The organism is Exiguobacterium sp. s152, assembly GCF_018618335.1.
Lineage (GTDB): Bacteria > Bacillota > Bacilli > Exiguobacteriales > Exiguobacteriaceae > Exiguobacterium > Exiguobacterium chiriqhucha.
On the sequence record NZ_JACSLX010000005.1, the window covers coordinates 41,902 to 68,034 of the forward strand.

Here is a 26,133-nt window from a genome sequence, read left to right on the forward strand (position 1 = left end):
TCAAGATGAAGCCATGGCAATTTGAAACGACGGTGACCGACGTGCGCACCGATGCGCGCGGGACGTGGGTCGCGCTTGAATCCACATTATTTTATGCGGAAGGCGGGGGCCAACCTCCGGACGTCGGAACACTCGACGGACAACCCGTTCTCGATGTCCAACGGGTCGAGGAAATCGTCTGGCATTTAGTCGAAACGGGGCTCGAACGTGGGAAGTTCGTGACTGGAATGGTCGATGACGCGGTCCGGCACGACCACTCGATTCAACACACGGCTCAGCACGTGTTGACGGCTTTATTGGAAGACGAATACGGTATTCAGACGCTCAGCTTCGGCATCGGACAAGAGGAGTCGTCGCTTGAAATCGAGACAGAGACGCTCGATTGGACTCAAATCGAGTCGTTGGAACGAGACGTGCAACGCATTATCTTTGAGAACCGTCCCGTCTCCACGTACGAACTCACGTCCGCAGAGGTCGAGGTCGATCGGTTACGCAAACCGACCGACCGCACCGGGATGATCCGGATTGTCGACATTGAGGGACTCGATTACAACGCGTGCGGTGGGACACATGTCGAGACGACCGGCCAACTTGGGATCGTCCATGTGACCTCGATGAAAAAAGTTCGTGGGAACGTCCGCCTGACGTATGTGGCCGGTCACCGGGCCTTGTCCGCCATCCATTCGTCACGGACAGCGCTGCGGACGATTCACCACACGTTATCGACGACAAACGAGACGGTCGCTGCCCGTGTCCTCGAGGAACGAAATCTTCGTCTCGAGCGGGACAAGGAAGTGAAGGCGCTCGAGGCGCGCGTCGCGAAAGCGAAAGTCGCTGCCTTTTTGCAGGAAGACAATTACGTCATCACCCATATCGGTAAGACGGAAGCGGAAACGTTGACGACGACCATCGTCGAACGCATCGCTGCGACGGGCCGAATCGCTGTCGGAGCCAATCATACGGGTCAAAAGCTATGGCTCATGCATGACGGGACACATGACATCGCCATCGGTAAATTCTTAAAACGGACGCTCGACGACCTCGGCATCGGTCGCGGTGGCGGCAGTCATAAACAAGCCCAGGCCCGATTCGAATCGGTCATCGAGTTGGAACGTGCGACGGCAGAAATCGTGAAACGGCTTCAGGAAGGAATGGTATCATGTTGAAGATTGAGCACGGTACGGAAGCAGAACTGATTGAACAGGCACGGGTTGTGCGAGCGACAGTGTTTATTCACGAGCAAGGCATCGACCCCGAACTCGAGTATGACGAGCTCGACCCAGACTGCATCCATTTCGTCGGGACGGTGGACGGTGAGCCGGTGACGACGGCGCGCCTGCGTCCGATCGGCGACGGGGTCGGAAAAGTGGAACGGGTCGCCACGCTCGCTTTGGCACGAGGCAACGGGTATGCCAAGGAAATCATGCTCGCCATCGAATCCGTCGCCCGGACGAGCGAGTTGCACGAGCTCAAACTTGGTGCCCAACTGACGGCTCTGCCGTTTTACGAGCGTCTCGGATACGAGGCGTACGGGGACAATTTTTTAGACGCGGACATTCCGCATCGGATGATGAAGAAGACGTGGTGACTGTTTTTAGAAATTTTCCTTTTTTCTAAAAAAAGGTTGGCAAGCCGGGATGCATTTGTTATAACTAAAACTAACAACTGACAGATAGAGGTTGCGAATGACATGAGTACGCTTGATCGACACGGACGCATTCCGGATCGAGCCGAAAGGGGAATTTCGCCGAAGTCGACGTTCGCATGCGTACGAACGAAGGCTGGGGTAGTCGTGAATAACGCCTACACTGCCATGGATGAAATGCCATGGAGCGCTATCTACGGAACGATTCTTTAATCGTTTTTCAACTGCGCGTACAAGCGGCAGACCGTAGGGAGAGTGCTTCCTACCGGTCTGCCGCTTTTTCTGTTGGTGGACATCATGAAAGTGGGGAACCTGATGACAACCGTATTGAAATTTGGAGGCAGCTCCGTTGCCACGATTGAACAAATCCAGGCCATTTCCGAATATTTACAGACACGGGCCGCGGCCGGAGAGAAACTTGTCGTCGTCGTCTCCGCGATGGGGAAAACGACTGACTCACTGTTGTCACTCGCCAAACAAATCACGGAACGCCCGATGATCCGTGAACTGGACCGCCTGCTTGCGGTCGGTGAGGAGCAGACGATCAGCCTGCTCAGCATCGCATTGAACTCTCGAGGCGTGGCGGCCATCTCGCTTACCGGACAACAAGCCGGGATAGACACGATGGGTATTCACACGAAAAGTAAAATCAAAGCGATTCGCAAAGAGGTGCTCGAAGAGAAGCTCCGGACATATGACGTCGTCATCGTCGCCGGTTTCCAAGGCGTCAACGAGTTCGGCGATGTGACGACGCTCGGACGAGGCGGATCGGATACGACTGCTGTCGCCTTGGCCGCCGTCCTCAGCAAACGCTGTGAGATTTACACGGACGTCGCCGGTGTCTATACGGCTGACCCGCGCATCCATCCGACGGCCCGCCGATTAGATACCGTCTTGTATGACGAGATGATGGAAATGAGCGCGCTCGGGTCGAAAGTGATGGAGATGCGTAGCGTAGAGCTCGCGAAAAAATTTGATGTGAACATCTTTGTAGGAAAGACGCTTGCGAGCGAAGGAGGAACATGGATCATGGATATGACACAGGCGATGGAACAAAAAGCGGTGACGAGCGTGAGCGTCGTGAAGAACGTGCTCAGCGTCTCAATCAAACATATTCCACATTCGGTGGCAGGAGTTGCCGACATTTTCGAGAAATTGTCACAGCGTCATGTCAATATCGATATGATCAGTCAGACGGCGTTCGATGGTGAAGTATTCCTGTCGTTCACCTGTCCGCTCGATGAAGAGGCGTTTCTCGAAGAGGCACTCGCGGAACTGACTGAGACGTTCCCACAAATCAAAATCGACCGTCATACCGAGCATGCGAAAATCTCGGTCGTCGGCATCGGCATGCGTGATGCGACCGGTGTCGCTGCCGAACTGTTCGCCACGTTCCGCGAGAGCGGGATTCCATTCTATCAAGTCACGACATCCGAGATTAGCATCTCGTACACGATTAACGAACAAGACGTCGAAGCAGCTGTCGCGGCCATCGCGACCCGCTTCAAGTTATAAGGAGGACGCCACATGTATAACGTAGCCGTCGTCGGTGCGACCGGTGCCGTCGGCCAAAAGATGATTGAAGTATTGACCGAGTATGAATTTCCAATCAACGAATTGATGTTGTACGCATCGGCCCGTTCAGCCGGGAAGACCGTGAACGTGAACGGCAAGGACGTCGTCATCAGAGAACTGTCGGACGCGATTTATGAGGACCCAATCGATATCGCGCTCTTCTCAGCCGGTGGGAGCATCAGTGAACAATATGCGCCTCGCCTGAGCGAACAAGGTGTCATCGTCATCGACAACTCGAGCGCATTCCGGATGAAAACGGACATTCCGCTCATCGTACCGGAAGTGAACCGAGTCGAATTGAGCCCGGACAAGACGCTCATCGCCAACCCGAACTGCTCGACGATCCAATCGGTCGTCGCGCTCGCACCACTCGCGGAAGTATACGGGTTGACGCGTGTCGCCTATACATCGTATCAAGCCGTCTCTGGCTCGGGCCAAAAAGGGATAGAGGACTTGGAACGCGGAGCACGTGGGGAAGAGCCGAAGAACTACCCGTATCCGATTTACGATAACGTCTTGCCACACATTGATGTGTTCTTAGAGAACGGTTATACGAAAGAAGAACAGAAGATGATTGAAGAAACACGCAAAATTTTAAACGCGCCGAACCTCGGTGTCACAGCGACATGTGTCCGTGTCCCGGTCCGCAACAGCCACGCCGTCTCCATCACGGTCACGCTCGACCGCGACGCGACGCTCGCCGAGGTAAAAGCCGTGCTCGCGGACGCGCCAGGTGTCGTCTTGATGGACAACCCAGGGGAGCTCGTCTATCCGACACCACTCGATGCGAACGGGACAGACGACGTGTACGTCGGTCGTATCCGTGTCGACGAGTCACAGCCGAACACGTTCCATCTCTGGTGCGTCGCTGATAACGTTCGAAAAGGCGCGGCAGCGAACGCCGTCCAAATCGCCCAATGTATGATTGGGCAGACTGCTACGAAATAAGGGGGAAATTATATGTTCACAGGAGTCGCAACCGCACTCGCTACACCGTTTCAAGCAGACGGTCTGCTAAATCTCACAGCGTGGGAAGCGTTGATTGAAGATCAAATTAAAGAAGGTGTCGGCGGTCTCGTCATCGGGGGAACGACTGGTGAAGGCATGACCATCACGGACGAAGAGTTCGAGACGCTTCTCGTCAAAGCGATTGAAGTCGCTGCCGGCCGCGCCGTTATCATCGCGGGAACCGGGTCAAACAACACGGCGCTCAGCATTCAAAAGACGAAACGGGCCGCCGAACTCGGAGCCGAGATGGCGATGGTCGTCACGCCTTATTACAACAAGTCGACGCAAGCGGGTCTGATTGCCCACTTCACAGCGATTGCCGACGCGTCACCGATTCCGCTCATGCTCTACAACGTACCATCGCGGACGGGCGTCGCACTTGATCCGGCAACGGTTGGGGAACTCGCTGATCACCCACGCATCGCTGCGCTTAAAGAAGCGAGTGGGGATATCTCAGTGATGGCTCAAATGATGGCGCATGTGCCGGAAGGGTTCCCAGTTTATTGCGGGAACGATGATCAAATCCTTCCTTATATGGCTTGGGGGGCGCAAGGTGTTGTATCGGTCCTCTCGAACGTCTATCCGGGTGCGACGGTCGCTTTAGCTGAAGCGCTCCTCGCCGGAGATTTGGAAACGGCACGCACATGGCAGCTCCGACTGCTCCCGGTCATCGACGAATTGTTCGCGGAAGTGAACCCGATTCCGGTCAAAGCAGCATTGAATGCACGCGGATTCGAGTTCGGTGCACCACGTCTCCCGCTCGTCCCGATGAGTGCGACGGCCGAGGCCCGCTTGTTGTCGGCAATGGAGCAGTTCAATGAGGTGAGACAGTGAACTTACTCATTCATGGATACGGCGCGATGGGACAAATCGTCGAAGAAGTCGCCCGGACACAAAATTTGAACGTTGCGGCCATTGTTTCGCCGGCCGGAGGGGAACATCCTGTCTCGCTACAAGATGTCGAGGCCGAGGTCGATGTCGTCATCGACTTCTCGAACCCGGCGCTGTTGGATGATGTGCTTGCGTTTGGAAAAGCTAAACAAATCCCGCTCGTCATCGCGACGACGGGCTTCTCGGAAGCAGAGCTCGCCAAAATTGAGGCGGCGTCTCAAGAGATCCCGATTTTCCAGTCGTATAATACGTCTTACGGGATCGCTCTTTTGAAACAGTTGCTCGACCAACTCGTCCCGCTCACGCTCGGTTATGACATCGAAGTGATTGAGGCGCACCACCGTAAGAAAGTCGATGCACCGAGCGGGACGGCGGAACTGCTCGCCCGTGCCATCGAGGCGAAACGCGACGTGACACCGGTATATGACCGTACACCGCGTCGTGAAGCGCGCGCAGCCGATGAACTCGGCATGCATTCGGTACGCGGGGGGACGATTTTCGGTGAACATACCGTCCTCTTTGCCGGAGACGACGAAATGCTTGAATTGAAACACACGGCCCTGTCCAAACGCGTCTTCGCGAACGGGGCACTCGCTGCGGCGGCAACGATTCTTGACCGCCCAGCCGGATTATACAATTTAACGAACCTATACGAGGAGGCCACTCATGTTACTCACAAACGCTTATGAAATCGCGCAATACATTAAAGATGCCAAGAAAGAAACGCCTGTCAAATTGTACGTCAATGGTCAATTGGCCGGTCTGACGATCGAAGATGCCAAAGCTTTTGGAACGGACGAGTCGAAACTGTTCCTCACGACGGCTGAACGTGCGGCTGCTTTCCTAGAAGCGAACGCTACCGTCATCACGGACACGCACCTCGAGTACGACCGCCGCAACAGCGCCGTACCGATGCTTGATACGACGCAGTTGAATGCCCGCATCGAACCAGGTTCGTTCATTCGCGACCACGTTCAAATCGGGAATAACGTCGTCGTCATGATGGGTGCTGTCATCAATATCGGTGCCGTCATCGGTGACGGGTCGATGGTCGATATGAACGCGGTCATCGGTGCCCGCGGGACGCTCGGGAAAAACGTCCACCTTGGCGCTGGCGCTGTCGTGGCGGGTGTCCTTGAGCCACCTTCAAAAGATCCGGTCATCATCGAAGATGGCGTCATGGTCGGTGCGAACGCCGTCATTTTGGAAGGCGTCCGCATCGGTGAAAATGCCGTTGTCGCAGCAGGTAGTGTCGTCACACAAGACGTACCGCCAGGCGTCGTCGTTGCCGGTACACCAGCCCGCGTCATTAAGCAAAAAGATGAAAAAACCGCAGAAAAAACACAACTTGTTGATGACTTACGCTCCCTGTAACGTATAATAGACAGAAAATATCAAAAATGAATGGGAGAGTTGAACAATGGAACAGTATGGACAATGGATGTGGCAAGACGGGGCTTGGATCGAGCCGAGTGACGCGAACACGAGTATCATGACACACGCGATTCACTACGGTAGCGGGTTCTTTGAAGGAATTCGGGCATACCACACAGAGGAAGGCCCGGCCATCTTCCGACTCCGTGAACACTTGGAGCGACTCGTTCGTTCGTGTGCATACTATCACGTCGACTTGCCGTACACGGTCGATGAGCTCGAACAAGCGACAATCGAATTGATTGAACGCAACGGATTCGAAGCTTGTTACATCCGCCCATTCGTTTTCCTCGGCACACCTTGGCAGGCACTCATGCCGACACAGGAAACGAAAGTACACGTTGCCATCTCATGCTGGCCGCTCGGCGAATATTTCAGCAAGACGGTCGGGATCCGCGCGAAAGTCGCCTCGTATCGTCGCGTCTCTTCGACGATGATGCCGATGCAAGCGAAAGCGGCAGCGAACTATATGAACTCACAACTCCTTAAAGGAGAAGCGGTCCGCGACGGGTATGACGAAGCGATCGCCCTCGACATGAACGGAAACGTCAGCGAGGCGAGCGTCGCCAACATCTTCCTCGTCAAAGGAAACAAAATTTTCACACCGTCACTCGATTGCTCGGTGCTCGACGGCATCACGCGTCAAACGGTGATCGAACTTGCCCGTGAGGAAGGGTTCGAGGTCATCGAACGCCACATCGGACGTGACGAACTATATGTCGCAGATGAGATCTTCTTAACAGGAACGGCGGCTGAAGTGACGAGCGTCATCGAAATCGACAACATCTCGATTGGCGGCGGCGTCCAAACGGTCGCGACGAACATGCTCACGCGTTACCGTGAGGCCGTGACCGGACAAATCGCGGGCCACCGTGATTGGGTCACGTTCGTCAAAGCCGGAGTCAAAGAATAAAGGAGTTTTTTGTATGGGAGTCACAATTGACTTGAATGCGATTCGCGAAAACAAACGTCGGATTGAAGCGCTTGGCCGACCGGTGTTCGCCGTCGTAAAAAACAACGCCTATAACTTAGGGATGGAGCCAGTTGTGACGACACTGTACGAAGAAGGGGTGCGTCACTTCATGGTGACGACGCTTGACGAGGCGAGCGAGGTCCGGGCATCAGCTCCGGAAGCGCGCGTCCTTGTCATGAACCCGGTCTACGAGTGGACAAGCGTCCATCGGGACCATCTTGACGTCGCCATCGGTTCTTACGATTGGCTCGTCTCGCAACGGGACCAGCTCGACGGGGTCCGGCTTCATTTGAAGCTCGACGTCGGCATGAACCGTTTCGGTGCGAAGACGTTCCAGGAAGCGTTGGCCATCGTCGCCTTTTGCCAAGACGAAGGGCTCGACCTTGTCGGCTTATGTACACACTTCCCACTCGCGGACGCGGATAACGCCGAAATCGAGCATAGTGTGCACGTGCAACGGTTCGCCGACTGGTCGAATCGTCTCATGGAACGGCACACGTTCGAGATCTTGCATGCGGCCAACAGTGCGGCGACGCTTCAAGCGGATCCGCGTCTCGGACATTGCACGCACGTACGTGTCGGCATCTTTCTGTATGGCTACTCTTCGGTCGAACCGGTCGATTGGCTCGTCCCGGCGTTTCGCTGGGAGACAGAAGTCGTCGCCGTGCACGACATCGAGGCCGGTGCCCACGTCGGTTACGGCACGGGCTACACGGCCGAGACGAAAGAACGCATCGCCGTGCTCGCGGTCGGCTATGGCGACGGACTCATGCGGGCCCGGCGCTTCTTACCGGCCCACATCGAAGGACGGGCCTATCCGTTCATCAGTAACATCTTCATGAGCCACAGCTTCCTACGCGTCGATGACACGATTCAAGTCGGAGACCAGGTCGAGCTTTACGGCCATCTCACGAAAATCGATGACGTGACCCGCACCGGGCACGCCAACAACTCAGAACAATTATGCGCACGCTCATGGCGTGTCCCGCATCGCTTTGAAGGAGGCAATGTATGTACACCACCAACCAATCAGTTTGTATGATCGAAGGCGTGTCCGTCCGTGAACTTCAAGCGACGTACGGGACACCGCTCTATATCATGAGCGAGCCTGAACTCGAACGTCGCCTCGGCCTCATCCGGAACGCGTTCCTCGACAAGTATCCGAACACGTACGCGCTGTACGCATCGAAAGCGATGTCGATCTCGGCCGTGTACGACAAAGTGATGGCAGCCGGTCTGAGCATCGACGTCGTCTCGCGCGGCGAGATGTTCGTCGCGCTCCACGCCGGTGTCCCGGCCGACCGGATTCACGTCCACGGGTCGAACAAGACGGTGCAGGACATCACGTTCGCGCTCGAGAACGGAATCACTCACTTCACGATCGACAACATGCGTGAGATTGGGCTGTTGTCGGGTCTGGCCGCTGCGCAAGGGGTAGACGTTGATGTATTGCTCCGCATCGTCCCACAAGTCGTCGGAGGCGCCCACGAGGCGATTCAGACGGGCGGGGTCGATACGAAGTTCGGCTTCCCGACCCATGACGACACGTATCTCGAAGCGATCAAGGCGACGCTGCAAGCGGAACGGTTGAACTTGACGGGGATTCATTGTCACGTCGGTTCGCAGATTCAAGAGCCGACGCTGTTCATCAATACGGTCAAGACGATGGTCAATTTCATCGAGACGATTCGTCAAGAGACGGGGTATACGGCCGACGTCTTGAATATCGGTGGCGGCTTCGGAGTCGCCTATCTCGAGTCGGATGACCCGCTCGACTTCGCCGACACGATGACGCAAGTGATGGACACGCTCGTCGCGGAAGTGGAACGCTTCGGCCTACCGCTCCCGAAAATCGGCATCGAGCCGGGCCGCTGGCTCGTCGCCAACGCCGGTGCGACGCTCTATGAAGTCGGGACGGTGAAAGAAGTGAGCGGTGTCCGCACGTACGTCTCGGTCGATGGGGGGATGACGGATAACATTCGTCCCGCCCTGTATGACGCCGAGTACGATGTCATCGCGGCGACACGGATGGATGAGGCGAAGACGCTCGAGGCGAAAATCGTCGGGGCGTGCTGCGAGTCGGGTGATATCATCTCGAACCGCTCGCTCATCCCGCCGGTCGAGGCCGGTGATCTCTTGCTCGTCAAAGCGACAGGGGCATATAACTTCTCGATGGCGAGCAACTATAACCAGATGCTCCGTCCAGCCGTCGTCTTCGTGAAGGACGGGACACATCGTCTCGTCGTCCGCAGACAGACACTCGAAGATTTGGTCGCCTGTGAGATTGTCGGACAGTCGACATAATGTGATGAACGCATTCCTGAATCAGGGATGCGTTTTTTTGAGGAGTCGTTCTTCTTCAAATGAGAAATGTTTTCAATTATGATGAGAGAGAGAATAGAGGGGGAAGTGACTTCAATGGAAAAGACAGTAGGACAACAGTTGATTGAATCGCGGCGGACGATTCGCATGTTTACGGAAGGTACGCTCGACACGTCAGAACTATACTCGTTACTCGCCTCGGCGCACCAAGCGCCGTTTCACAATAAGGTAGAACCATGGAATGTTTACTTGTTCAACGGAGACGGGAAAGATGTGTTACTGTCCGCGCTAGAGCCGGCGTTTCAAGATGGACCGGATTCGAAACGTGAAAAGATTGCCGGGCGGATTCGTAACGCGGCCGCATGTGTCTACGTGACGACGAAGGCGTTCGAAACGGAGAAAGATCGGAAGGATGCGTTGCTTGCGACAGCGACGTTCATTCAAAACTTCCACTTGCTGTGCAGCGAGCGGGACATCGGCCTCGTCTGGCGGACCGGGGGCATCTTTGAGGACGCGCGTCTGCAGGACATGATCGGGGCGGAAGGGGAGACGTTCGTCGGGTTGCTCCAACTCGGACGATTCGAGGACGTGCCACCGAACAAGCGGCGTCAGTCGATTGACAGCTGTCTCACGATTTTCGAGTGAGCAAATAGGCCCGGCCGTAGATGACTACGGTCGGGCCTATATTTATTGGTCAATGAGACTGAGTGGTTCGCATGAGCGCTCAGTTTATTTTTTTAACTTGCCTGCAAGCCAGTCTTGAATGACATTCGTTGGAATCATTGTGTTCACGTTCCCTCAATTTTAATTTCTTGCTCTATACTATTATCCAATTGCAGTCGTTCCCAAACCTCGCGATGTGTTCCTTGAAGCGTATCGTCAAATGAATCCTCGATATGCAGGTAATGACTTGGGTTAATGGACGAGGCGTACAAGTCTAGAATCAGTTCGGCATGGTTTGGATACATACAATTGGCCCCTTTCGAAACGTCGGCTTGACTACATCCTCAGTATACAGGGGGAACATGAAGAAAAATCGGGGGAATCGTTAACACTTTATGAATATTGCAAACGCTTTCACAAACTTTGTGTAGATGTCAGTGGTTCACACGTCTGTTTGTACTGCTCGGCCCGCTTCGCGTATTTGTTGACGGTCCGTTCCATGATAAAGCGATCCTCATCATTGAGCGGACGGACGACTTTGGCGGGGACACCCATGACCATGACGCCTTCCGGGATTTGCATGTTCGGTGTGACGAGCGCCCCGGCGGCGATGAACGACCCCTTCCCAATCTTTGCCCCGTCGAGGACGGTCGCATGCATGCCGATGAGACAGCCTTCTTCAATCTCACAGCCGTGAATCATCGCCATATGTCCGATGGAGACGCGGTCATGGATGACCGTCGGAGAGCCTTCATATTGGTGCACCATCGATCCGTCTTGGATGTTCACGTAAGAACCGATGCGAATCGGTCCTTCATCTCCCCGAATGACCGTATTGAACCAGACGCCGGAATGGGCACCGATTGTGACATCACCGATGACATGGGCTCCGGGTGCGAGAAACACCGTCTCGTCGACTTGCGGCGTCAATTCGCCTAATTTGTATTGCATATGTGTAACCCCTTTCAAACAGATATGCTTTCATTGTCGCATAAGTTGAAAAAGAAATTGCGCCTGAAAGATTATTCTTGTTAAGATAGTAAAAATACGTAGAAAAAAAAGGAGACACACAGATGGAGAAACAACATTTGATTGACATCGCGGCGAAGAAAAAGAAAGCAGCGGTCGTCTTTAAAGATGTGGCGGTCATTGACGTCTACAGTCGCGAGACGATTCGCACGGATGTCGCCATCGACGCAGGATACATCGTGGCCATCGGGGACGGCTACGAAGGGGAGACAGAGTATCACGACCCGTCTTGGACATTGGCACCATCGTTCATCGATTCCCACGTCCATATTGAGTCATCGATGGTTCCACCCCACGAGTTCGCCAAAGCGGTCCTGCCGCTCGGTGTGACGACGGTCATCGCCGATCCGCACGAGATCGCGAACGTCAACGGGGCACTCGGGATTGAGTATATGCTCGCGGATGCTGAGGGGTTGCCGCTCGACGTGCGCATGATGCTCCCGAGCTGTGTACCGGCGACGCCGTTCGAGCACGCAGGGGCGAAACTATACGCCGAGGACTTGGCGCCGTTTTTAGGCGATCCAGGGGTGCACGGTCTCGGCGAAGTGATGGATTATCCGTCCGTCGAGTCGGGGAGTGCGGACATGCTTCAAAAGATCGCCCAGACCGAACTTGCCGGGAAAGTCGTCGACGGCCATGCCTCAGGTCTTGGTCCGGATCAGTTGAACGTGTATCGCACGGCCGGTATCATGACCGATCATGAATGCACGACCGCTGAAGAGGCGCTCGAACGGGTGCGCCGCGGTTTTTACGTTCAGATTCGGGAAGGATCGGTCGCCCGGAACGTCGAGCAGGTCAGTTTGGCCATCACCGAGAGCAACGCCCACCGGTTCTTGTTCTGTACGGACGACAAGCATTTGGACAATCTCGTCGCCGAGGGTGGCATCGACTACAACATTCGCATGGCGATCAAACAAGGCGTCAAGCCGGAAACGGCGTATGCTGTCGCCAGCCTGCACGCGGCCGAGGCGTACGGGTTGAAAGAAGTGGGGGCCATCGCACCGGGCAAGCGCGCGAACTTTGTCATCTTGTCAGACGTCGAATCGGTAACAATCGATACCGTGTACGTGAACGGGGAAGTCGTCGCCAAGGCAGGCAAGGCCACGTTCGAGGCTGATGGGATCGAAGTGCCGAAACCGATGCGAGGCGAGCTGAAGCTGCCGGACTTGACGCCGGAGTCATTCCGCTTGGCCGTGAAGGAAGAGGCGGTCGATGTGATTCAAGTGCTGCCGAACAGTCTCTTAACGAAACGGGAGCGGCTCGTCTTTAATCCGGACGCGTCGGGTGCCGATCTCACGCAAGATATCGCCACACTCGCTGTCATCGAACGTCATCACGGGACGGGTCATATGGCGCTCGCGCCGGTGACCGGTTTCGGCTTGAAACGAGGGGCACTCGCAGCGACGGTCGCCCATGACAGCCACAACCTCGTCATCGCCGGGGTGAGCCCGGACGACATGTTGCTCGCAGCCGAGACGCTTGAAAAAGTGGGCGGTGGGGTCGTCGCGGTGTCAGAGGGCAAGGTGCTGGCCGTCTTACCTCTTGAGATTGGCGGACTCATGACGAAACGTCCGTATGCGGAAGTGGCGGACGTGCTCGAACAGTTGAACGATGCGCTCGACGTCGTCGGGGCCCATCGTCACTTCAACCCGTATTTGACGATGTCGTTCCTCGCGCTTCCGGTCATCCCGGATTTGAAGTTGACCGATATGGGACTATTCGATGTGACGACGTTCTCATTCATCGAGTCGTAAGTCAGTCTAACGTATGATTTTTGTTAAGAACGACCCGAAACGATTGAATGGATCGGCTTAAGTTGGTATAGTTACGACAAGTTTCATCGGTAAATATGGAAAGGGGGGATATCACAGATGGAACAAGTTGCATACAACCGGTCGTATGATGAACATGGGGATTTGATCAATTCTGTATATCGTGCCTTCCAAGACCGATGTCAAGAATTGCCCGACGAGACGCGGACGAAACGGCGATTGCGTCACCTTATTTTCTTAACAATCAAAGAACATACGACGTCACACGCCGAGCGTTTTGTCTTATATCATTTCTTTAGTGATTTCTTTAAAGCGGTCGAGTCAGACGACCAGGCTGCACTCGCGGTGTTGAAACAAATCATCCGAGATGAAAAAAACTATTGATTAGTCACTATGACCTATGATAATTTAGACGTAACTTTAAATGAATATTCGTGCTATCGATGAGGTAGAGGTGCGATGCTGATGAGTAAGTAGTCCGAGGATGACAACGGTGAAGACTACAGAAAGGCAAGATCGCCGAAGTGTAAAGTCATGTCTCTGACTTTGTGCTGGGCTGACGGGAAATACCCGTCAGACTGCCATACATATTTACGTATGGAGCGCTCCAAGTCGGCTAAGAAAGACGGAACATCCAGCGAGGGTGTCGGCTTTGTTGCCGATGCCCTCGCTTTGCGTTTTTTTAAGCATAGGGGGGCCTCATCTCTAACAAAAGAGGAGGAAATCACATGGTAGATTATTCAACTTCGGTACTCTCACTCGTACCGGCTTTATTGGCCATTATTATGGCCATCACAACACGGAAAGTCATTCCGTCACTCGGTGTCGGGATTATTGCAGGGGTCTTATTGCTTCACAATTTTAATCCTCTCGAATCGATTCAATATTTGTGGTCGAACGTCATCGCCTTATTCTGGGCCGACGGAGCCATTAATGAATGGAACGTGCTCTTGATTGCGTTCTTGCTCTTGCTTGGGATTTTGTCATCGATCATTCAAACGTCGGGTGGCGCCCGCGCGTTCGGAGAATGGGCCGCTTCAAATGTCAAGACAGCCCGTGGTGCTCGTCTCGTCTCGTTCGGACTTGGGATTTTAATTTTCATCGACGATTACTTCAACAGTCTCGCCGTCGGGAATATCAGCCGACCGCTCACAGACCGTAAAAAAGTATCACGTGCGAAACTCGCCTACATGATTGACTCAACGGCCGCACCGGTCTGCGTCATCAGCCCGCTCTCGAGTTGGGGAGCTTATATCATCGCCATCATCGCAGGTATCCTGGCGAAGTATTCGATTGATAGCTACTCATCGTTCTCAGCGTTCATCCAAATCATCCCGATGAACTTCTACGCGGTATTCGCGCTTCTCTTGACGGCTTACGTCGCCTACACGGGACTTGCCATCGGACCGATGCGCACACATGAACTCCGTGCCCTCCAAGGGGAGCTCTACGATACATCGAAAGGTGCACCGATGGGGATGAGTGAAGACTTGAACGAGCATGAAGGCGGGAAAGTACGTGACTTGATCGTTCCGATTATCGCCTTGATTATCGCGACGGTGTCGGCCATGCTCTACACGGGCGGACAGGCGCTTGCCGCTGACGGTCAGAGCTTCTCGTTGATCGGAGCGTTCGAATCAACAGACGTGACACGTTCCCTCGTAACGGGTGCTGTCATCAGCTTGATTGTCGCCCTCTTATTGTTGATTGGCCGCAAGATTCCCGCGAAAGACTATGGACAAGCGACATGGGGCGGAATTCGCGCCATGTGGCCAGCCGTGCTCATCTTGTTGTTTGCTTGGACGATTATCGCCGTCATCGGTGACATGAAGACAGGTGACTACTTGGCAAGTTTCGTTACAGATTCGATTTCACCATCTTACTTGCCGTTCCTCTTGTTCTTGATCGCCGGTCTGATGGCGTTCTCGACAGGAACGAGCTGGGGAACGTTCGGTCTCATGCTTCCAATCGGAGCCGATTTGATTATGGCAGTCGAGCCGGAGCTCTTGCTACCGACACTTGCCGCTGTTCTCGCCGGAGCGGTGTTCGGAGACCACTGTTCACCAATCTCGGATACGACGATTCTCAGTTCGACGGGTGCCGGGTCGCACCATATCGACCACGTGTTGACGCAGTTGCCGTACGCCTTGATTTCAGCCGGCGTGGCAGCGGTCGGTTACTTGGTCCTTGGAATCTCAGACTCGATGTGGGTCGGATTCTTCGCAGCCCTCGCGACGTTCGTCGTGGCGCTCGTCATTGCGCAAATTATCTCGAAACGCGGACGCGTACCAGCCGATATGCGGACTGAGCGCGAAGCGTAATCATCTAGATAAGGGACATACCACAACTTCGTGGTACGTCCCCTTTTTTTGCGTCACAACGGCATAGCCCCAACAAACAAACCCTGCCGCAAGCAAGCGGCAGGGTTTGTGGGTTAGTTGACGTCCAACCATTTGAAGCTAGCGTCAGCTCCGAACGGGTGGCGGTACATGTTTTCGATGTTTGAACGCTCAAGGTAAGCCTCACCTTTTTGGTAAATCGGTGCGATCGCGAAATCATCTTCGAGCAAGATGCGTTCGGCTTCTTGCATCGCTTCCCAACGTTTCATTTGATCGGCTTCTTGTTTCGCGCCTTGAATCAACTTGTCGTACTCGTCGTTCGAGTAAGCCATACGGTTGAACGGACCGTCTGTGACCCACATGTCGAGGTACGTCATCGGATCTTGATAGTCAGGGCCCCAACCGGCAGCGGAGACGTCATAGTCGCCAGCGCCTTCAAGTTCAAGGAAGTTTTTGAACGGCTGTTGCTTAATGTTAAGTGTGAGGCCAGGAAGGTTCTTCTCGAGCTCACCTTTGATATACTCGTTGACTTTCTTGAACGCTTCTTCGTCACGTGAGAGGAACTCAAGTTCGATTGTCTCGACACCGAGTTCGGCAAGACCTTTCTCCCATGCCGCTTTCGCCTCGTCGACGTTATAGCTTTGAAGGTCTGGATACTTCTCGCGGAAGTCAGCTCCATCTTCTGTGAACGTGAAGTCTTTCGCGACGATATAGTTGGCCGGCTGTGAACCGTCCGTCAAGATGACGTCTGTGACGCCTTGCTTATCGAAGCCTTTTGCGAGTGCCTCACGAATGTTGACGTTTTGAAGTGATTCGTTCTTCTGGTTGAAACGAAGGAAGTTGATTCGTGCGTCGGCACGTGTCTTGAACTCATCCGAGTCTTGGAATTGTGGAACGAATTCAGATGACAAGAGCGTGTAATCGACTTCGCCCGATTCGAACAAGTTGACGCCCGTCGCGACTTCTTTAACGACCTTGACGTTGATTGTATCCATCTTGACGTTTTCAGCGTCCCAATACTCAGGGTTCTTTTTATAGACCCAACCTTCATTGTCTTGCCAGCTATCTAACACGTATGGTCCGTTGTAAAGTGTCTTATCGACAGCTGTCGCAAACGACTCGCCTTGTTCTTCGACGAACTCTTGCTTTTGCGGCATGTACGTCGGGAATCCTGTCAACCCGAGGAAGTAAGGGGCAGGTGCCTCCAATTGTACTTCGAGTGTCTTCTCATCGAGCGCTTTCGCGCCAAGCGTATCAAGTTCTTCTTCGCCTGCGAGAATTTTATTGGCGTTTTTCAAATCTTGGAGGATATAGGCGTACTCAGCACCTGTCTCAGGATTGAGGGCGCGTTTCCATGAGTAGACGAAATCTTCAGCTGTGACCGGTGAACCGTCTGACCAGTTCGCATCACGCAATTTGAAGGTGTATGTAAGTCCATCTTCTGAAATTTCTACGTCTTCAGCAATTCCCGGTACCGGTTGGTTATTTTCATCCAGACGATACAGTCCCTCGAAGACGTTGTTCGTCACGATGACTGACGTCGAGTCCGTTGTGAGCGTCGGATCGAGCTGTGGCAAATCTGTCGCCGAGACGAGCGTGATTTCCTTTTTCGCATCACTTGATGAAGAGCCTTCAGACGAATCTGTTGTTTCTTCTCCGCCGCCACATGCTGCCGTTGCAAGCAAAGCGACACCCGATAAAGCTAACCATTTTTTGTTGCGCATTGTGTTACCTCCCGAAAATTCTGATTGTTTCGAATATATTGCAATTAAACTACAAACAAGATGAATGCGCAATAAAATTTTTTAAATTATTCGAAAATATAAACATTAGCAAAATACCTATCTAAACACCATTAGTTTCAGTAGAATAAGGAAATCATCGAATGATTATACATTATCGATGTATAGTTATTCGTCAGACGTCAACTTTTTGTGGAGGGTTTTAAATGAAGTCACAGTCAGCCGGAATCGGCTTTTTTGGGCTCGCTGCCATGGTCGTTGGAACGATGATTGGCGGAGGCGCATTTAATTTACCGGGAGCGATGGCACAAGGTGCTGGAGTCGGTTCGGTGTTAATCGGATGGACGATTACCGGTATCGGGATGGTCATGCTCGCGTTCGTGTTTCAGTTTTTAGCCAATACACGTCCTGAACTTGAAGGTGGGATTTACGCCTATGCGAAAGAAGGATTCGGCAAGTTTGTCGGATTCAATAGCGGGTGGGGCTACTGGATGTCGGCGTGGATTGGGACGGTAGCGAACATCACGTTAATCTTCAGCACGCTCAGCTACTTCTTTCCGATTTTCTCGTCAGAACATCGGACGTTCCGCTTAATCATGAGCGCGGTCGTCATTTGGGGGTTGTTTTGGATTATCTCACGCGGGATGAGAGAAGCGGCGCTTCTTAATATTGTCACGACAATCGCCAAACTCGTCCCAATCTTTTTATTTATTGTCCTCATCTTGTTTGCGTTTCGGATTGACACGTTCCAAATCGACTTCTGGGGACAATCGGGATTTAGCTGGTCACAGGTGTTCCCGCAAGTGAAGTCGACGATGCTCGTGACGCTTTGGGCGTTCGTCGGGATTGAAGGAGCAGTCGTCTTGTCATCACGGGCTCGTCATAAACGGGACGTCGGTCGGGCGACGGTGATCGGACTCGTCGGAACGCTTGTCATTTATATGATGATCTCGATTTTATCGTTTGGGGTGATGACCCAGGAACAACTCGCGGCACTTTCGGAACCGTCGATGGCGTACGTGCTCGAGGCCGTCGTCGGACCAGTCGGTGCGACCATCATCAACATCGGACTCCTCGTCTCGCTCTCGGGTGCCCTGCTCGGGTGGACGATTCTCGCGACGGAGATTTCGTACGTCGCGAGTCGTGACGGCGTGTTCCCGAAACTGTTCAATCGACTCAATCGAAATGAGACGCCGGTGAGCGCCTTGTTCATCACACAGGCGTTCACACAACTCGTCACGATCATCGCTCTCTTTTCGGAACAGACGTACTTGGTGCTCTCGAGTATCGCCGGCATCGCGGCGCTCGTCCCATACTTGTTCTCGGCCTTGTTCGGTTGGAAAGAGGCACGGCGGACCGGAACACGCCCGATGCTCGTCATATCGGGGATTGCGACCGTTTATGCGGCCTGGCTCCTCTATGCGTCAGGTGTCGAGTATATGCTCATCGCCATGATTTTGTACGCGCCGGGCGTGTTCGTCTTCATGTTGGCCGAACGTGAACAAGGCCGGCCGTACCTCAGCCGGTTGCAATATATGATTGCGGTTGTCATCCTGTTGGCGGCCACTTACGGTGTCTATGGACTATGGACGGCGACAATCAGCCTATAACAAAGAGTCATCGTACGTCGTGAGACGCGCGATGACTTTTTTCATTGACTGTTGTCCGTCAATAAGCGAACGACTTCAATTGGAGGAAGCGGCTTGGCGTACAAAAACCCTTGGAACGAGTCGCAAGCGGTTTGCTTCAAGTGGTCGAGCATCTCTTGGTCCTCGACACCCTCGGCCACGACGTGCAGATTCAGGCTCTTGCCGAGGTGGACGATGACATCGAGTAAGTGTGACTTCGACGTCAACCAATCATCGAGGAAGACTTTATCGATTTTTAGCTCGTCGACCGGGAACGACTTCAAGTATTGCAGTGACGAGAAGCCGGTCCCGAAGTCGTCGATGGATAGGCGATAATCGAGACGTTTGATTTGATCCATCCGGGCGATAATCTCGTCCGTCTGCTGCATGACGAGACTTTCGGTAATCTCGAGGATGATATCGGACGGATTCAAATTGAGCTGTTGCTTGATGTTGCGAAGCGTATTGATGAAGCTGTCGCTCCGGAATTGGTTCGGCGAAATGTTGACGGCCATCGACAACGGGTGATCGACGAGTTGTTGCCAGGCTTTCAACTGTTTGGCCGCCTCGAGAATGACCCAGTTGTTGATCGGGACGATGAGCGCCATCTCTTCGGCGAGCGGGATGAACTCTGACGGCGGGATTTGACCGAGCTCTTCATGGTGCCAACGGAGGAGCGCCTCGAAGCCGATGAGCGTGTCAGTCTTTAACTCATACTTTGGTTGATATTCTAAATAAAAATGTTTTTCTTCAAGCGCTTGATAAAGCGCCTTCTCGATATGGATTTGACGTGAGAACGCATCGTCCATATCTTTCGTGACGAACTGGATTGTCCCGACACCGATTCGCTTGCCTTTGAACAAGGCGCTCTCGGCGCGTGTGTACAGTTCTTCTAATGAAGACGTGGCGGACGGATAGAAGACGCACCCGATGGAAATCGACACCATGATGGAGTGATGATAAATCCGGAACGGACGCTGCAGTTCATGTTGTAATTGACGTAGCAACTGGAACACTTCTTCTTTCGACTGTTCAAAGAAAATCAACCCGAACAAGCCACCCGACGGATGGAACATGACGCTCGTCTCAGGCAAGAACTGCGCGGCCCGGTCCTTGATTTGAAGGAGCAATTCGTTGCCGACGCGTGAACCGAACGATTCATTGATGATTTTGAAGCGATCGATATCGAACAAGGCAACGTGAACCAAGCCATCTCCTTGATCGACATCCGTCAACACGTGGCTGTACTGACGGAGCCATCCTTTCTTGTTCAAGAGTCCGGTCAAGTCGTTATGGTACGCGAGATAATTGACCTCTTGCTCGAGTCGCTTTTTATCTGAGACGTCAAAGCCGAAGGCGGTATATTGTACGATTTCGCCTTCATCACTCAAAATCGGGACGACCGTCAAATTGAGCCAACACATGTTGCGGACATGCCGCTCGGAACGGACAGGCATTTCACCGTTCCAGATGCGGTCGGTCGTAAGTGCTTGAAGCACGTCCTCGGCAAGCGGATGATTCTCAAATGACGGATGGATGAGCTCGAACCAGTTACGACCGATGAATTGATGATCGGGTGCGCCGATTAACCCGCAGAGCAACGGATTGATTTCTGTAATCTCGCCGTAAGCGTTTGTTGCCAAATAATACGTCGATTGTTCAATCATCGCTTGAAAGTGGTGAAGCAGATTGAACTGTTCTGTACTGATGAGCGGCCCAAACCCTTTCGGCAGGAACGCAAGGAAGTAGCCCGTATAGTTGTTGATGGAAAAAGATTGTAAATAAGCAGTCGCATAGACGACTGATCCGTTTTTATGTTTGAACGGCGTCATCGCCGTCGTCGAGAACGGATATTGAAGGAGCATCGGTGACCAGGATTCAAGCGCATCCTGTAAGTGTTGGACAACAGGGAGCGGATGGTGAAGCACCTCGTCTCGTCCCCATCCGAACAGCGTTTCCGCATATTCGTTCCACAGCAGGACGTTGCCATCGAGATTGATGTAACAGCATGGAACAGATAAAGCATCGATAAACTCGTCAATCGGCAAATCACGCAATGAAGCCACGTCGTTTCCTCCAATCTACATCAAATGAATCATAATCTACGTTCAGTGTACCTTATTTTGCCAAACCGAGGAATGGGCAAGTTGGTCGTTGTCAAAAGAAAGACGGTCATCATATACTGAAGGAGTAAGATAGTTTTTTGATAAGGGGGAAATCAAATGTCAAAGACACAAGAAGTGATTGAATTGACAGAGAAATTCGGGGCGCACAATTATCATCCACTTCCAATCGTCATCTCGGAAGCGAAAGGGATCTGGGTGACAGACCCAGAGGGGAACCGCTACATGGATATGTTGAGTGCCTATTCGGCCGTCAACCAAGGTCATTGCCATCCGAAAATCATTCAAGCACTTAAGGACCAAGCCGATAAAATCACGCTGACGTCACGTGCGTTTTACAATGATCAACTCGGTCGTTTCTACAAAAAAGTGGCAGCGCTTACAAACAAAGAGATGGTGTTGCCGATGAACACGGGTGCGGAAGCGGTCGAAACGGCTGTCAAAGCGTCGCGGCGCTGGGCGTATGAAGTGAAACAAATCCCAGGTCAAGCGGAAATCATCGTCTGCTCGGGCAACTTCCACGGCCGTACGATGGCGGCGGTGTCGATGTCGACAGAAGCGGAATATCAACGTGGATTCGGGCCGCTATTGCCAGGGTTTAAAGTCGTGCCGTACGGTGACATCGATGCGTTCGAGGCGGCCATCACTGAAAATACGGCGGCGTTCATTGTCGAACCGATTCAAGGCGAAGCCGGCATCATCATCCCACCGGTTGGTTACTTGAAGCGTGCTAGCGAGTTGTGCCAGCAGCATAACGTGTTGTTTGTGGCCGATGAGATTCAATCAGGGCTCGGTCGCTCAGGTAAATGGTTCGCCATCGAATGGGAAGATGTGGAGCCAGATATGTATATTCTCGGAAAAGCGCTCGGGGGCGGCGTGTTCCCGGTATCGTGTGTGGCGGCCAATGAAAACGTCTTGAGCGTATTCAATCCAGGATCACACGGTTCGACGTTCGGGGGGAATCCTCTCGCGGCGGCCGTGTCGATCGCGTCACTCGAAGTGTTAGAAGAGGAGCAGTTGCCAGAACGTTCCCTCGAACTCGGCACATATTTCATGGATCGTTTGAAATCAATCGACAATCCACTCATTAAAGATGTGCGCGGTCGCGGTCTGTTCATCGGGATCGAATTGACGGAAGCAGCCCGTCCATACTGTGAGGCGCTTAAAGAACGCGGCCTGCTCTGCAAAGAGACACATGAGACGGTGATTCGATTGGCACCACCGCTCGTCATCACGAAAGAGGAGCTCGATGAGGCGTTCGAGGCCATCTCGGCCGTGTTCGCACCAGCAGCTATTTCGTGATCACTCATCGCTTGGTATAATGGTTACAGACTCAACACCTGTCTCGCGACGTGCTCGCGGCAGGTGTTTTTTTGAAGGGAGGCCTGGCGATGCTATATGCATACGTCGGTTTGGCAGGAGCGCTAGGTGCCTTGGCACGTTATGGGATCGGCACAGGCATCGAGACGTTTTGGGTCGGTATGTTTCCGCTCGGGACGCTGCTCATCAATTTATCAGGCAGTTTCGCTCTCGGTTGGCTGACACATTTCCTGTTTCAGTCCGGACGACTCTCCCCGAGTGTCGTCACCGCGGTCGGAACCGGGTTTATCGGCTCGTTCACGACGTTCTCGACGTTCAGTGTAGAGACGATTGAGTTGCTGGAGTCCGGCGCAGTTGGCATGGCCTTGCTCTACGTGACACTAAGCCTTATGCTCGGTCTGTTCAGTTCGTGGCTCGGGTTTTGGTTCGGACGGCGTCGGTTCAAACAGTTCAGGCGAGAAGAGGTGGTGCGATGACGATCGCCATCATTATGCTGGGGGCGTTCTTTGGAGCGATGGCACGGTTTGGCATTGGTCAGCTCGTCAAAACATGGACGACATCTATGTTCCCGTGGGCGACGCTGTTCGTCAATGTGAGTGGGTCGTTTTGTCTCGGCTATTTATATGCGTCGAGTGCCGGCCCGTCGCTCATGCTTGGACTCGGTGTCGGCTTTCTCGGTTCGTTCACGACGTTCTCGACGTTCAAGCTCGAAGTGATGCGGTTCGTCGCCAAAGACTGGCTTCGTTTCGGGATGTATTTGCTTGCGACCTATGTACTTGGTCTGTTGGCGGCCTATCTCGGTTATCATCTGCCATGAAAAATCCCTCGGAAACTTGTTCCGAGGGATTTGCTTTATTCGCTAAGTTGCAGTTTTTCAGCACAGGATGGGCACGTGTTCTCGTAAGACTCGCACTGCTCATCCATCTGTTTCCCGCATTCTTGACACGTCTTGTCCGGTAACTTCCGATAAAATTCGACGGAAGATTCAAGTCGGCTTGCCCATTCATTCATTGTAACTGCCCCCTTTATTTAAGTAACGTAGCTGTTATGTTGTTTTGATTGTATTATAACAGTGGTGTATAAGTCAATAATAATATATAACAGATTTATAAATCGGATTTTGTTAGAATGAGAGTACAGAAAACGAGGTGAGAAGGATGAAAGCACCCCAGTGTGAAACAATCGCCATTCAAAGTGAAGATGTGACGGTGTTACAACGGGCACTGACAGACCTAGATGCGGTTCGAGTCAGCCGATTGTTCAAGGCGTTCGCCGATCCGACCCGGCTCAAAGTGTTGTACGTCCTGACGTTAGAACGGGAACTGTGCGTCTGTGACGTGGCGGCCGTGATCGGACATTCAAACGCGACGGCGTCGCATCATTTACGGACGTTGCTCGAGCAAGGGCTTGTCAAATATCGAAAAGAAGGAAAAGTCGTCTACTACTCACTCGACGATGATCACGTCCGGCTACTCGTCGAGATCGCGATGGCCCACAGTGCCGAACAAATTGATGCGTGACAAAGAGCCAGCTGGGATTCCAGTCGGCTTTTTTTTCGGTTGTAATTGTGAGGCGATCGCGTTACGATATATTCAAATGAACGTTTGAATATAAAAGGGGCGAAATTAACGATGAAACGAGATGTATTGCCCGTCGAAGGGATTACATGTACGAACTGCGCCGCCAAAATCGAGAAGAGTGTGACGGGAGAGGACAGTGTCGCCGCTTGTCAGATTGATTTTGCGACAAGTCGAATGATTATCGAATGGAATGATTCGAAAGATCATACGGAGACGCTACGGGCTATCGAAGCGTCGATGGCGCGAATTGAACCGGGTGCTCATTTTGTGAAAGATGATGAGGAAGTACCGATGTCGAGTCGCTTGTTATGGCGGTTCGGGATTGCATTCGCATTTCTGCTCGTCGGTCTGTATACCGATTCGCTTGTCGTGTACGGAATCGCCTACGTGGTTGCGGGTTATGATGTCGTCTATGCCGCATTTCGTAACGTATGGCATCGGGAATGGTTTGATGAGAAATTTTTAATGACGATTGCGACGGTCGGTGCGATTGCGATTTCGGAGTATCCGGAAGCGGTCGCCGTCATGCTGTTTTATCAACTCGGTGAGTATTTCCAAGCGAAAGCGGTCCACGCTTCACGGCGGTCGATTCAATCGCTATTGAATTTGAAACCGACACGCGCACGCGTTCTTGTTAAGGGGCGAGAAGTTGAGAAACGACCTGAGGACGTAACGGTCGGCTCCGTCATCATAGTGCGGGCTGGTGAACAAGTGCCGATGGATGGTCAGGTGTTACAAGGGGACAGCTCACTGGATACGGCTTCTCTGACAGGAGAGTCGTTGCCACGCCAAGTCGGGCCTGGTGAAGACGTATTGGCCGGCATGATCAACCTCGAAGGACGGCTCGAAGTTCGGGTCGAGCGACCGGCTGCGGAGTCGAGTCTTCAAAAGATGATTGCCCTCGTTGAACAGGCGAGCATGAACAAGGCGAAGACGGAACAGATGATTACAAGGTTAGCTAAAGTGTACACGCCGATCGTCGTCGTTTTAGCGGCTGTGGTCGCGTTTGTCCCGCCATTGTTTGTCGGAAATTTGGAGGAGTGGGTGTACCGGGCTTTAATCTTCCTCGTCATTAGTTGTCCGTGTGCCTTAGTGATCTCAATTCCGCTCGGTTATTTCGGTGGAATTGGTGCTGGCTCGCGGCGTGGCATTTTAGTGAAAGGCGGCGAGTATTTGGACGTCCTCGCCGAAGTTGAGACGGTTATCTTTGATAAGACCGGAACGCTCACGACGGGACGTTTTGAAGTGACGGATATCGCGACGAATGGTGAATTGACGAAGAACGAGTTGCTCCAACTTGCGTCTCGTGTCGAGATGGCTTCGACGCATCCGCTTGCAAAAGCAATCGTCGAGCAAGCCGGTCCGGTCGCGCCGTTCGCAACAATCCAAGAAGAGCCGGGTTACGGACTGATGGCTATAGACGGTGAACACCGCATTTACGTCGGTAGTGCCCGCTATATGAAAAAATTGGGCTGCTCGATCCCGACTGAGACATCGGGGACGATTGTGCATGTCGTGAAAAATGATCGCTGGCTCGGACGAATCGAGTTGAGGGACGAAGTGAAGGCGGATGCGGAACAGACGATTCGTGCGTTGAAACAATACGGATATCGGACAGTCATGCTGACGGGTGATCGGCAAGAAGTCGCGAATGCCGTCGGTTCAGCGATTGGCATCGATGAAGTGTACAGCGAGTTGCTTCCACATCAAAAAGTAACGGAAGTCGAGCGGTTGGCAACAACCGGCAAGGTCGCTTTTGTCGGTGATGGCTTGAACGATGCGGCGGCGCTTGCGCGTGCTGATGTCGGACTCGTGATGGGTGGTGTCGGTAGTGATACTGCGGTCGCAGCAGCTGACCTTGTTCTCATGAATGATGCCCCACACGATGTTGTGGCGGCGATTGATTTGAGCAAAAAGACACGACGAATCGTCTGGCAAAACATCACGTTCGCGTTCGGGATGAAGGCGCTCTTCCTCTTACTCGGCGTATTCGGACTCGCCTCAATGTGGGAAGCCGTGTTTGCCGATGTCGGGGTCGCCTTACTCGCCATTGGGAACGCCACCCGATTGATTCACGCCAAATAAAAAA

25 protein-coding genes and 2 riboswitches are annotated in these 26,133 nt (G+C 53.1%); of the genes, 20 read left to right on the plus strand and 5 right to left on the minus strand.

The features are described 5' to 3' along the window. The first annotated feature begins 5 nt into the window (after positions 1 to 5). From KNP72_RS10230 to KNP72_RS10280, 11 genes are all read left to right on the plus strand, one after another. Complete coding sequence (locus KNP72_RS10230) at positions 6 to 1,166, plus strand: alanine--tRNA ligase-related protein (protein WP_214833169.1); 1,161 nt, start codon at positions 6 to 8, stop codon at positions 1,164 to 1,166. Then, positions 1,160 to 1,588: a GNAT family N-acetyltransferase gene (locus KNP72_RS10235; RefSeq protein WP_214833170.1), complete on the plus strand. Its 429-nt coding sequence runs from the start codon at positions 1,160 to 1,162 to the stop codon at positions 1,586 to 1,588. Before KNP72_RS10230 ends, KNP72_RS10235 begins: the two co-directional genes overlap by 7 nt. 77 nt (positions 1,589 to 1,665) lie before the next feature. Beyond that, a riboswitch (Lysine riboswitch) is annotated at positions 1,666 to 1,846 on the plus strand. 114 nt (positions 1,847 to 1,960) lie between these two features. Next, the gene (locus KNP72_RS10240) at positions 1,961 to 3,160 is read left to right on the plus strand and encodes an aspartate kinase (protein ID WP_214833172.1); all 1,200 of its coding nucleotides are present in this window, start codon (positions 1,961 to 1,963) and stop codon (positions 3,158 to 3,160) included. A 12-nt stretch (positions 3,161 to 3,172) separates the two neighbouring features. Further along, positions 3,173 to 4,168: an aspartate-semialdehyde dehydrogenase gene (locus KNP72_RS10245; RefSeq protein ID WP_214833174.1), complete on the plus strand. Its 996-nt coding sequence runs from the start codon at positions 3,173 to 3,175 to the stop codon at positions 4,166 to 4,168. 12 nt (positions 4,169 to 4,180) lie between these two features. Then, the gene (gene dapA / locus KNP72_RS10250; RefSeq protein ID WP_214833176.1) at positions 4,181 to 5,062 is read left to right on the plus strand and encodes a 4-hydroxy-tetrahydrodipicolinate synthase; all 882 of its coding nucleotides are present in this window, start codon (positions 4,181 to 4,183) and stop codon (positions 5,060 to 5,062) included. Then, positions 5,059 to 5,808 (plus strand): 4-hydroxy-tetrahydrodipicolinate reductase, encoded by a 750-nt coding sequence (gene dapB, locus KNP72_RS10255; protein ID WP_214719811.1) that lies wholly within the window; start codon positions 5,059 to 5,061, stop codon positions 5,806 to 5,808. Before dapA ends, dapB begins: the two co-directional genes overlap by 4 nt. Beyond that, complete coding sequence (gene dapD / locus KNP72_RS10260) at positions 5,786 to 6,493, plus strand: 2,3,4,5-tetrahydropyridine-2,6-dicarboxylate N-acetyltransferase (protein WP_214719812.1); 708 nt, start codon at positions 5,786 to 5,788, stop codon at positions 6,491 to 6,493. Before dapB ends, dapD begins: the two co-directional genes overlap by 23 nt. A gap of 46 nt (positions 6,494 to 6,539) precedes the next feature. Continuing rightward, positions 6,540 to 7,466 (plus strand): branched-chain amino acid transaminase, encoded by a 927-nt coding sequence (locus KNP72_RS10265; protein ID WP_214719813.1) that lies wholly within the window; start codon positions 6,540 to 6,542, stop codon positions 7,464 to 7,466. Between the two features lie 13 nt (positions 7,467 to 7,479). Beyond that, positions 7,480 to 8,568, plus strand: coding sequence for an alanine racemase (gene alr, locus KNP72_RS10270; protein ID WP_214833179.1), 1,089 nt, complete (start codon positions 7,480 to 7,482; stop codon positions 8,566 to 8,568). Beyond that, positions 8,538 to 9,830 carry a diaminopimelate decarboxylase gene (gene lysA, locus KNP72_RS10275; RefSeq protein WP_251128964.1) on the plus strand — a complete coding sequence of 431 codons (1,293 nt, stop codon included), beginning with the start codon at positions 8,538 to 8,540 and terminating at the stop codon, positions 9,828 to 9,830. Before alr ends, lysA begins: the two co-directional genes overlap by 31 nt. A 114-nt stretch (positions 9,831 to 9,944) precedes the next feature. After that, on the plus strand, positions 9,945 to 10,493 hold the full coding sequence (locus KNP72_RS10280; protein WP_214833181.1) for a nitroreductase family protein: 549 nt from the start codon (positions 9,945 to 9,947) through the stop codon (positions 10,491 to 10,493). 143 nt (positions 10,494 to 10,636) lie between these two features. Here the strand turns inward: KNP72_RS10280 and KNP72_RS10285 are convergent, their stop codons facing one another. Together KNP72_RS10285 and KNP72_RS10290 are read right to left on the minus strand one after the other, a co-directional pair. Then, positions 10,637 to 10,816: a hypothetical protein gene (locus KNP72_RS10285; protein ID WP_214833184.1), complete on the minus strand. Its 180-nt coding sequence runs from the start codon at positions 10,814 to 10,816 to the stop codon at positions 10,637 to 10,639. A gap of 109 nt (positions 10,817 to 10,925) precedes the next feature. After that, positions 10,926 to 11,462 (minus strand): gamma carbonic anhydrase family protein, encoded by a 537-nt coding sequence (locus KNP72_RS10290; protein ID WP_214833186.1) that lies wholly within the window; start codon positions 11,460 to 11,462, stop codon positions 10,926 to 10,928. A 122-nt stretch (positions 11,463 to 11,584) separates the two neighbouring features. On the opposite strand from KNP72_RS10290, the gene ade reads away from it, so the two are divergent. The 3 genes from ade to KNP72_RS10305 all read left to right on the plus strand — a co-directional run bounded on the left by ade (position 11,585) and on the right by KNP72_RS10305 (position 15,633). After that, positions 11,585 to 13,294: an adenine deaminase gene (gene ade, locus KNP72_RS10295; RefSeq protein WP_214833188.1), complete on the plus strand. Its 1,710-nt coding sequence runs from the start codon at positions 11,585 to 11,587 to the stop codon at positions 13,292 to 13,294. A gap of 117 nt (positions 13,295 to 13,411) precedes the next feature. After that, on the plus strand, positions 13,412 to 13,696 hold the full coding sequence (locus KNP72_RS10300) for a hypothetical protein (protein WP_021065238.1): 285 nt from the start codon (positions 13,412 to 13,414) through the stop codon (positions 13,694 to 13,696). A gap of 57 nt (positions 13,697 to 13,753) precedes the next feature. Then, positions 13,754 to 13,928: riboswitch (Lysine riboswitch) on the plus strand. Positions 13,929 to 14,040: 112 nt separating this feature from the next. Continuing rightward, on the plus strand, positions 14,041 to 15,633 hold the full coding sequence (locus KNP72_RS10305) for a Na+/H+ antiporter NhaC family protein (protein WP_214833190.1): 1,593 nt from the start codon (positions 14,041 to 14,043) through the stop codon (positions 15,631 to 15,633). 113 nt (positions 15,634 to 15,746) lie between these two features. On the opposite strand, the gene KNP72_RS10310 is transcribed toward KNP72_RS10305, so the two are convergent. Continuing rightward, complete coding sequence (locus KNP72_RS10310; RefSeq protein ID WP_214719819.1) at positions 15,747 to 17,375, minus strand: peptide ABC transporter substrate-binding protein; 1,629 nt, start codon at positions 17,373 to 17,375, stop codon at positions 15,747 to 15,749. Between the two features lie 224 nt (positions 17,376 to 17,599). Here KNP72_RS10310 and KNP72_RS10315 point away from each other — a divergent pair, with 224 nt between their 5' ends. After that, entirely contained in the window at positions 17,600 to 19,003 is a 1,404-nt protein-coding gene (locus tag KNP72_RS10315) for a basic amino acid/polyamine antiporter (protein ID WP_214833192.1), read from the plus strand. A gap of 41 nt (positions 19,004 to 19,044) precedes the next feature. Here the strand turns inward: KNP72_RS10315 and KNP72_RS10320 are convergent, their stop codons facing one another. After that, entirely contained in the window at positions 19,045 to 21,087 is a 2,043-nt protein-coding gene (locus KNP72_RS10320) for an EAL domain-containing protein (protein ID WP_214833194.1), read from the minus strand. A 156-nt stretch (positions 21,088 to 21,243) separates the two neighbouring features. On the opposite strand from KNP72_RS10320, the gene KNP72_RS10325 reads away from it, so the two are divergent. From KNP72_RS10325 to KNP72_RS10335, 3 genes are all read left to right on the plus strand, one after another. After that, entirely contained in the window at positions 21,244 to 22,446 is a 1,203-nt protein-coding gene (locus KNP72_RS10325; protein WP_214833196.1) for an ornithine--oxo-acid transaminase, read from the plus strand. Between the two features lie 89 nt (positions 22,447 to 22,535). Beyond that, positions 22,536 to 22,940, plus strand: coding sequence for a fluoride efflux transporter CrcB (crcB, locus tag KNP72_RS10330; protein WP_214833198.1), 405 nt, complete (start codon positions 22,536 to 22,538; stop codon positions 22,938 to 22,940). After that, positions 22,937 to 23,281, plus strand: a complete 345-nt coding sequence (locus tag KNP72_RS10335; RefSeq protein WP_029596084.1) for a fluoride efflux transporter FluC — start codon at positions 22,937 to 22,939, stop codon at positions 23,279 to 23,281. The genes crcB and KNP72_RS10335 overlap by 4 nt, the downstream gene beginning before the upstream one ends. 35 nt (positions 23,282 to 23,316) lie before the next feature. Here KNP72_RS10335 and yhfH read toward each other — a convergent pair whose 3' ends face one another. Then, the gene (gene yhfH, locus KNP72_RS10340) at positions 23,317 to 23,475 is read right to left on the minus strand and encodes a protein YhfH (RefSeq protein ID WP_021065246.1); all 159 of its coding nucleotides are present in this window, start codon (positions 23,473 to 23,475) and stop codon (positions 23,317 to 23,319) included. 146 nt (positions 23,476 to 23,621) lie between these two features. On the opposite strand from yhfH, the gene KNP72_RS10345 reads away from it, so the two are divergent. Both KNP72_RS10345 and KNP72_RS10350 read left to right on the plus strand, forming a co-directional pair. After that, entirely contained in the window at positions 23,622 to 23,984 is a 363-nt protein-coding gene (locus KNP72_RS10345; protein ID WP_214708921.1) for an ArsR/SmtB family transcription factor, read from the plus strand. 111 nt (positions 23,985 to 24,095) lie between these two features. Then, entirely contained in the window at positions 24,096 to 26,129 is a 2,034-nt protein-coding gene (locus tag KNP72_RS10350) for a heavy metal translocating P-type ATPase (RefSeq protein WP_214719824.1), read from the plus strand. Positions 26,130 to 26,133 lie beyond the last annotated feature (4 nt).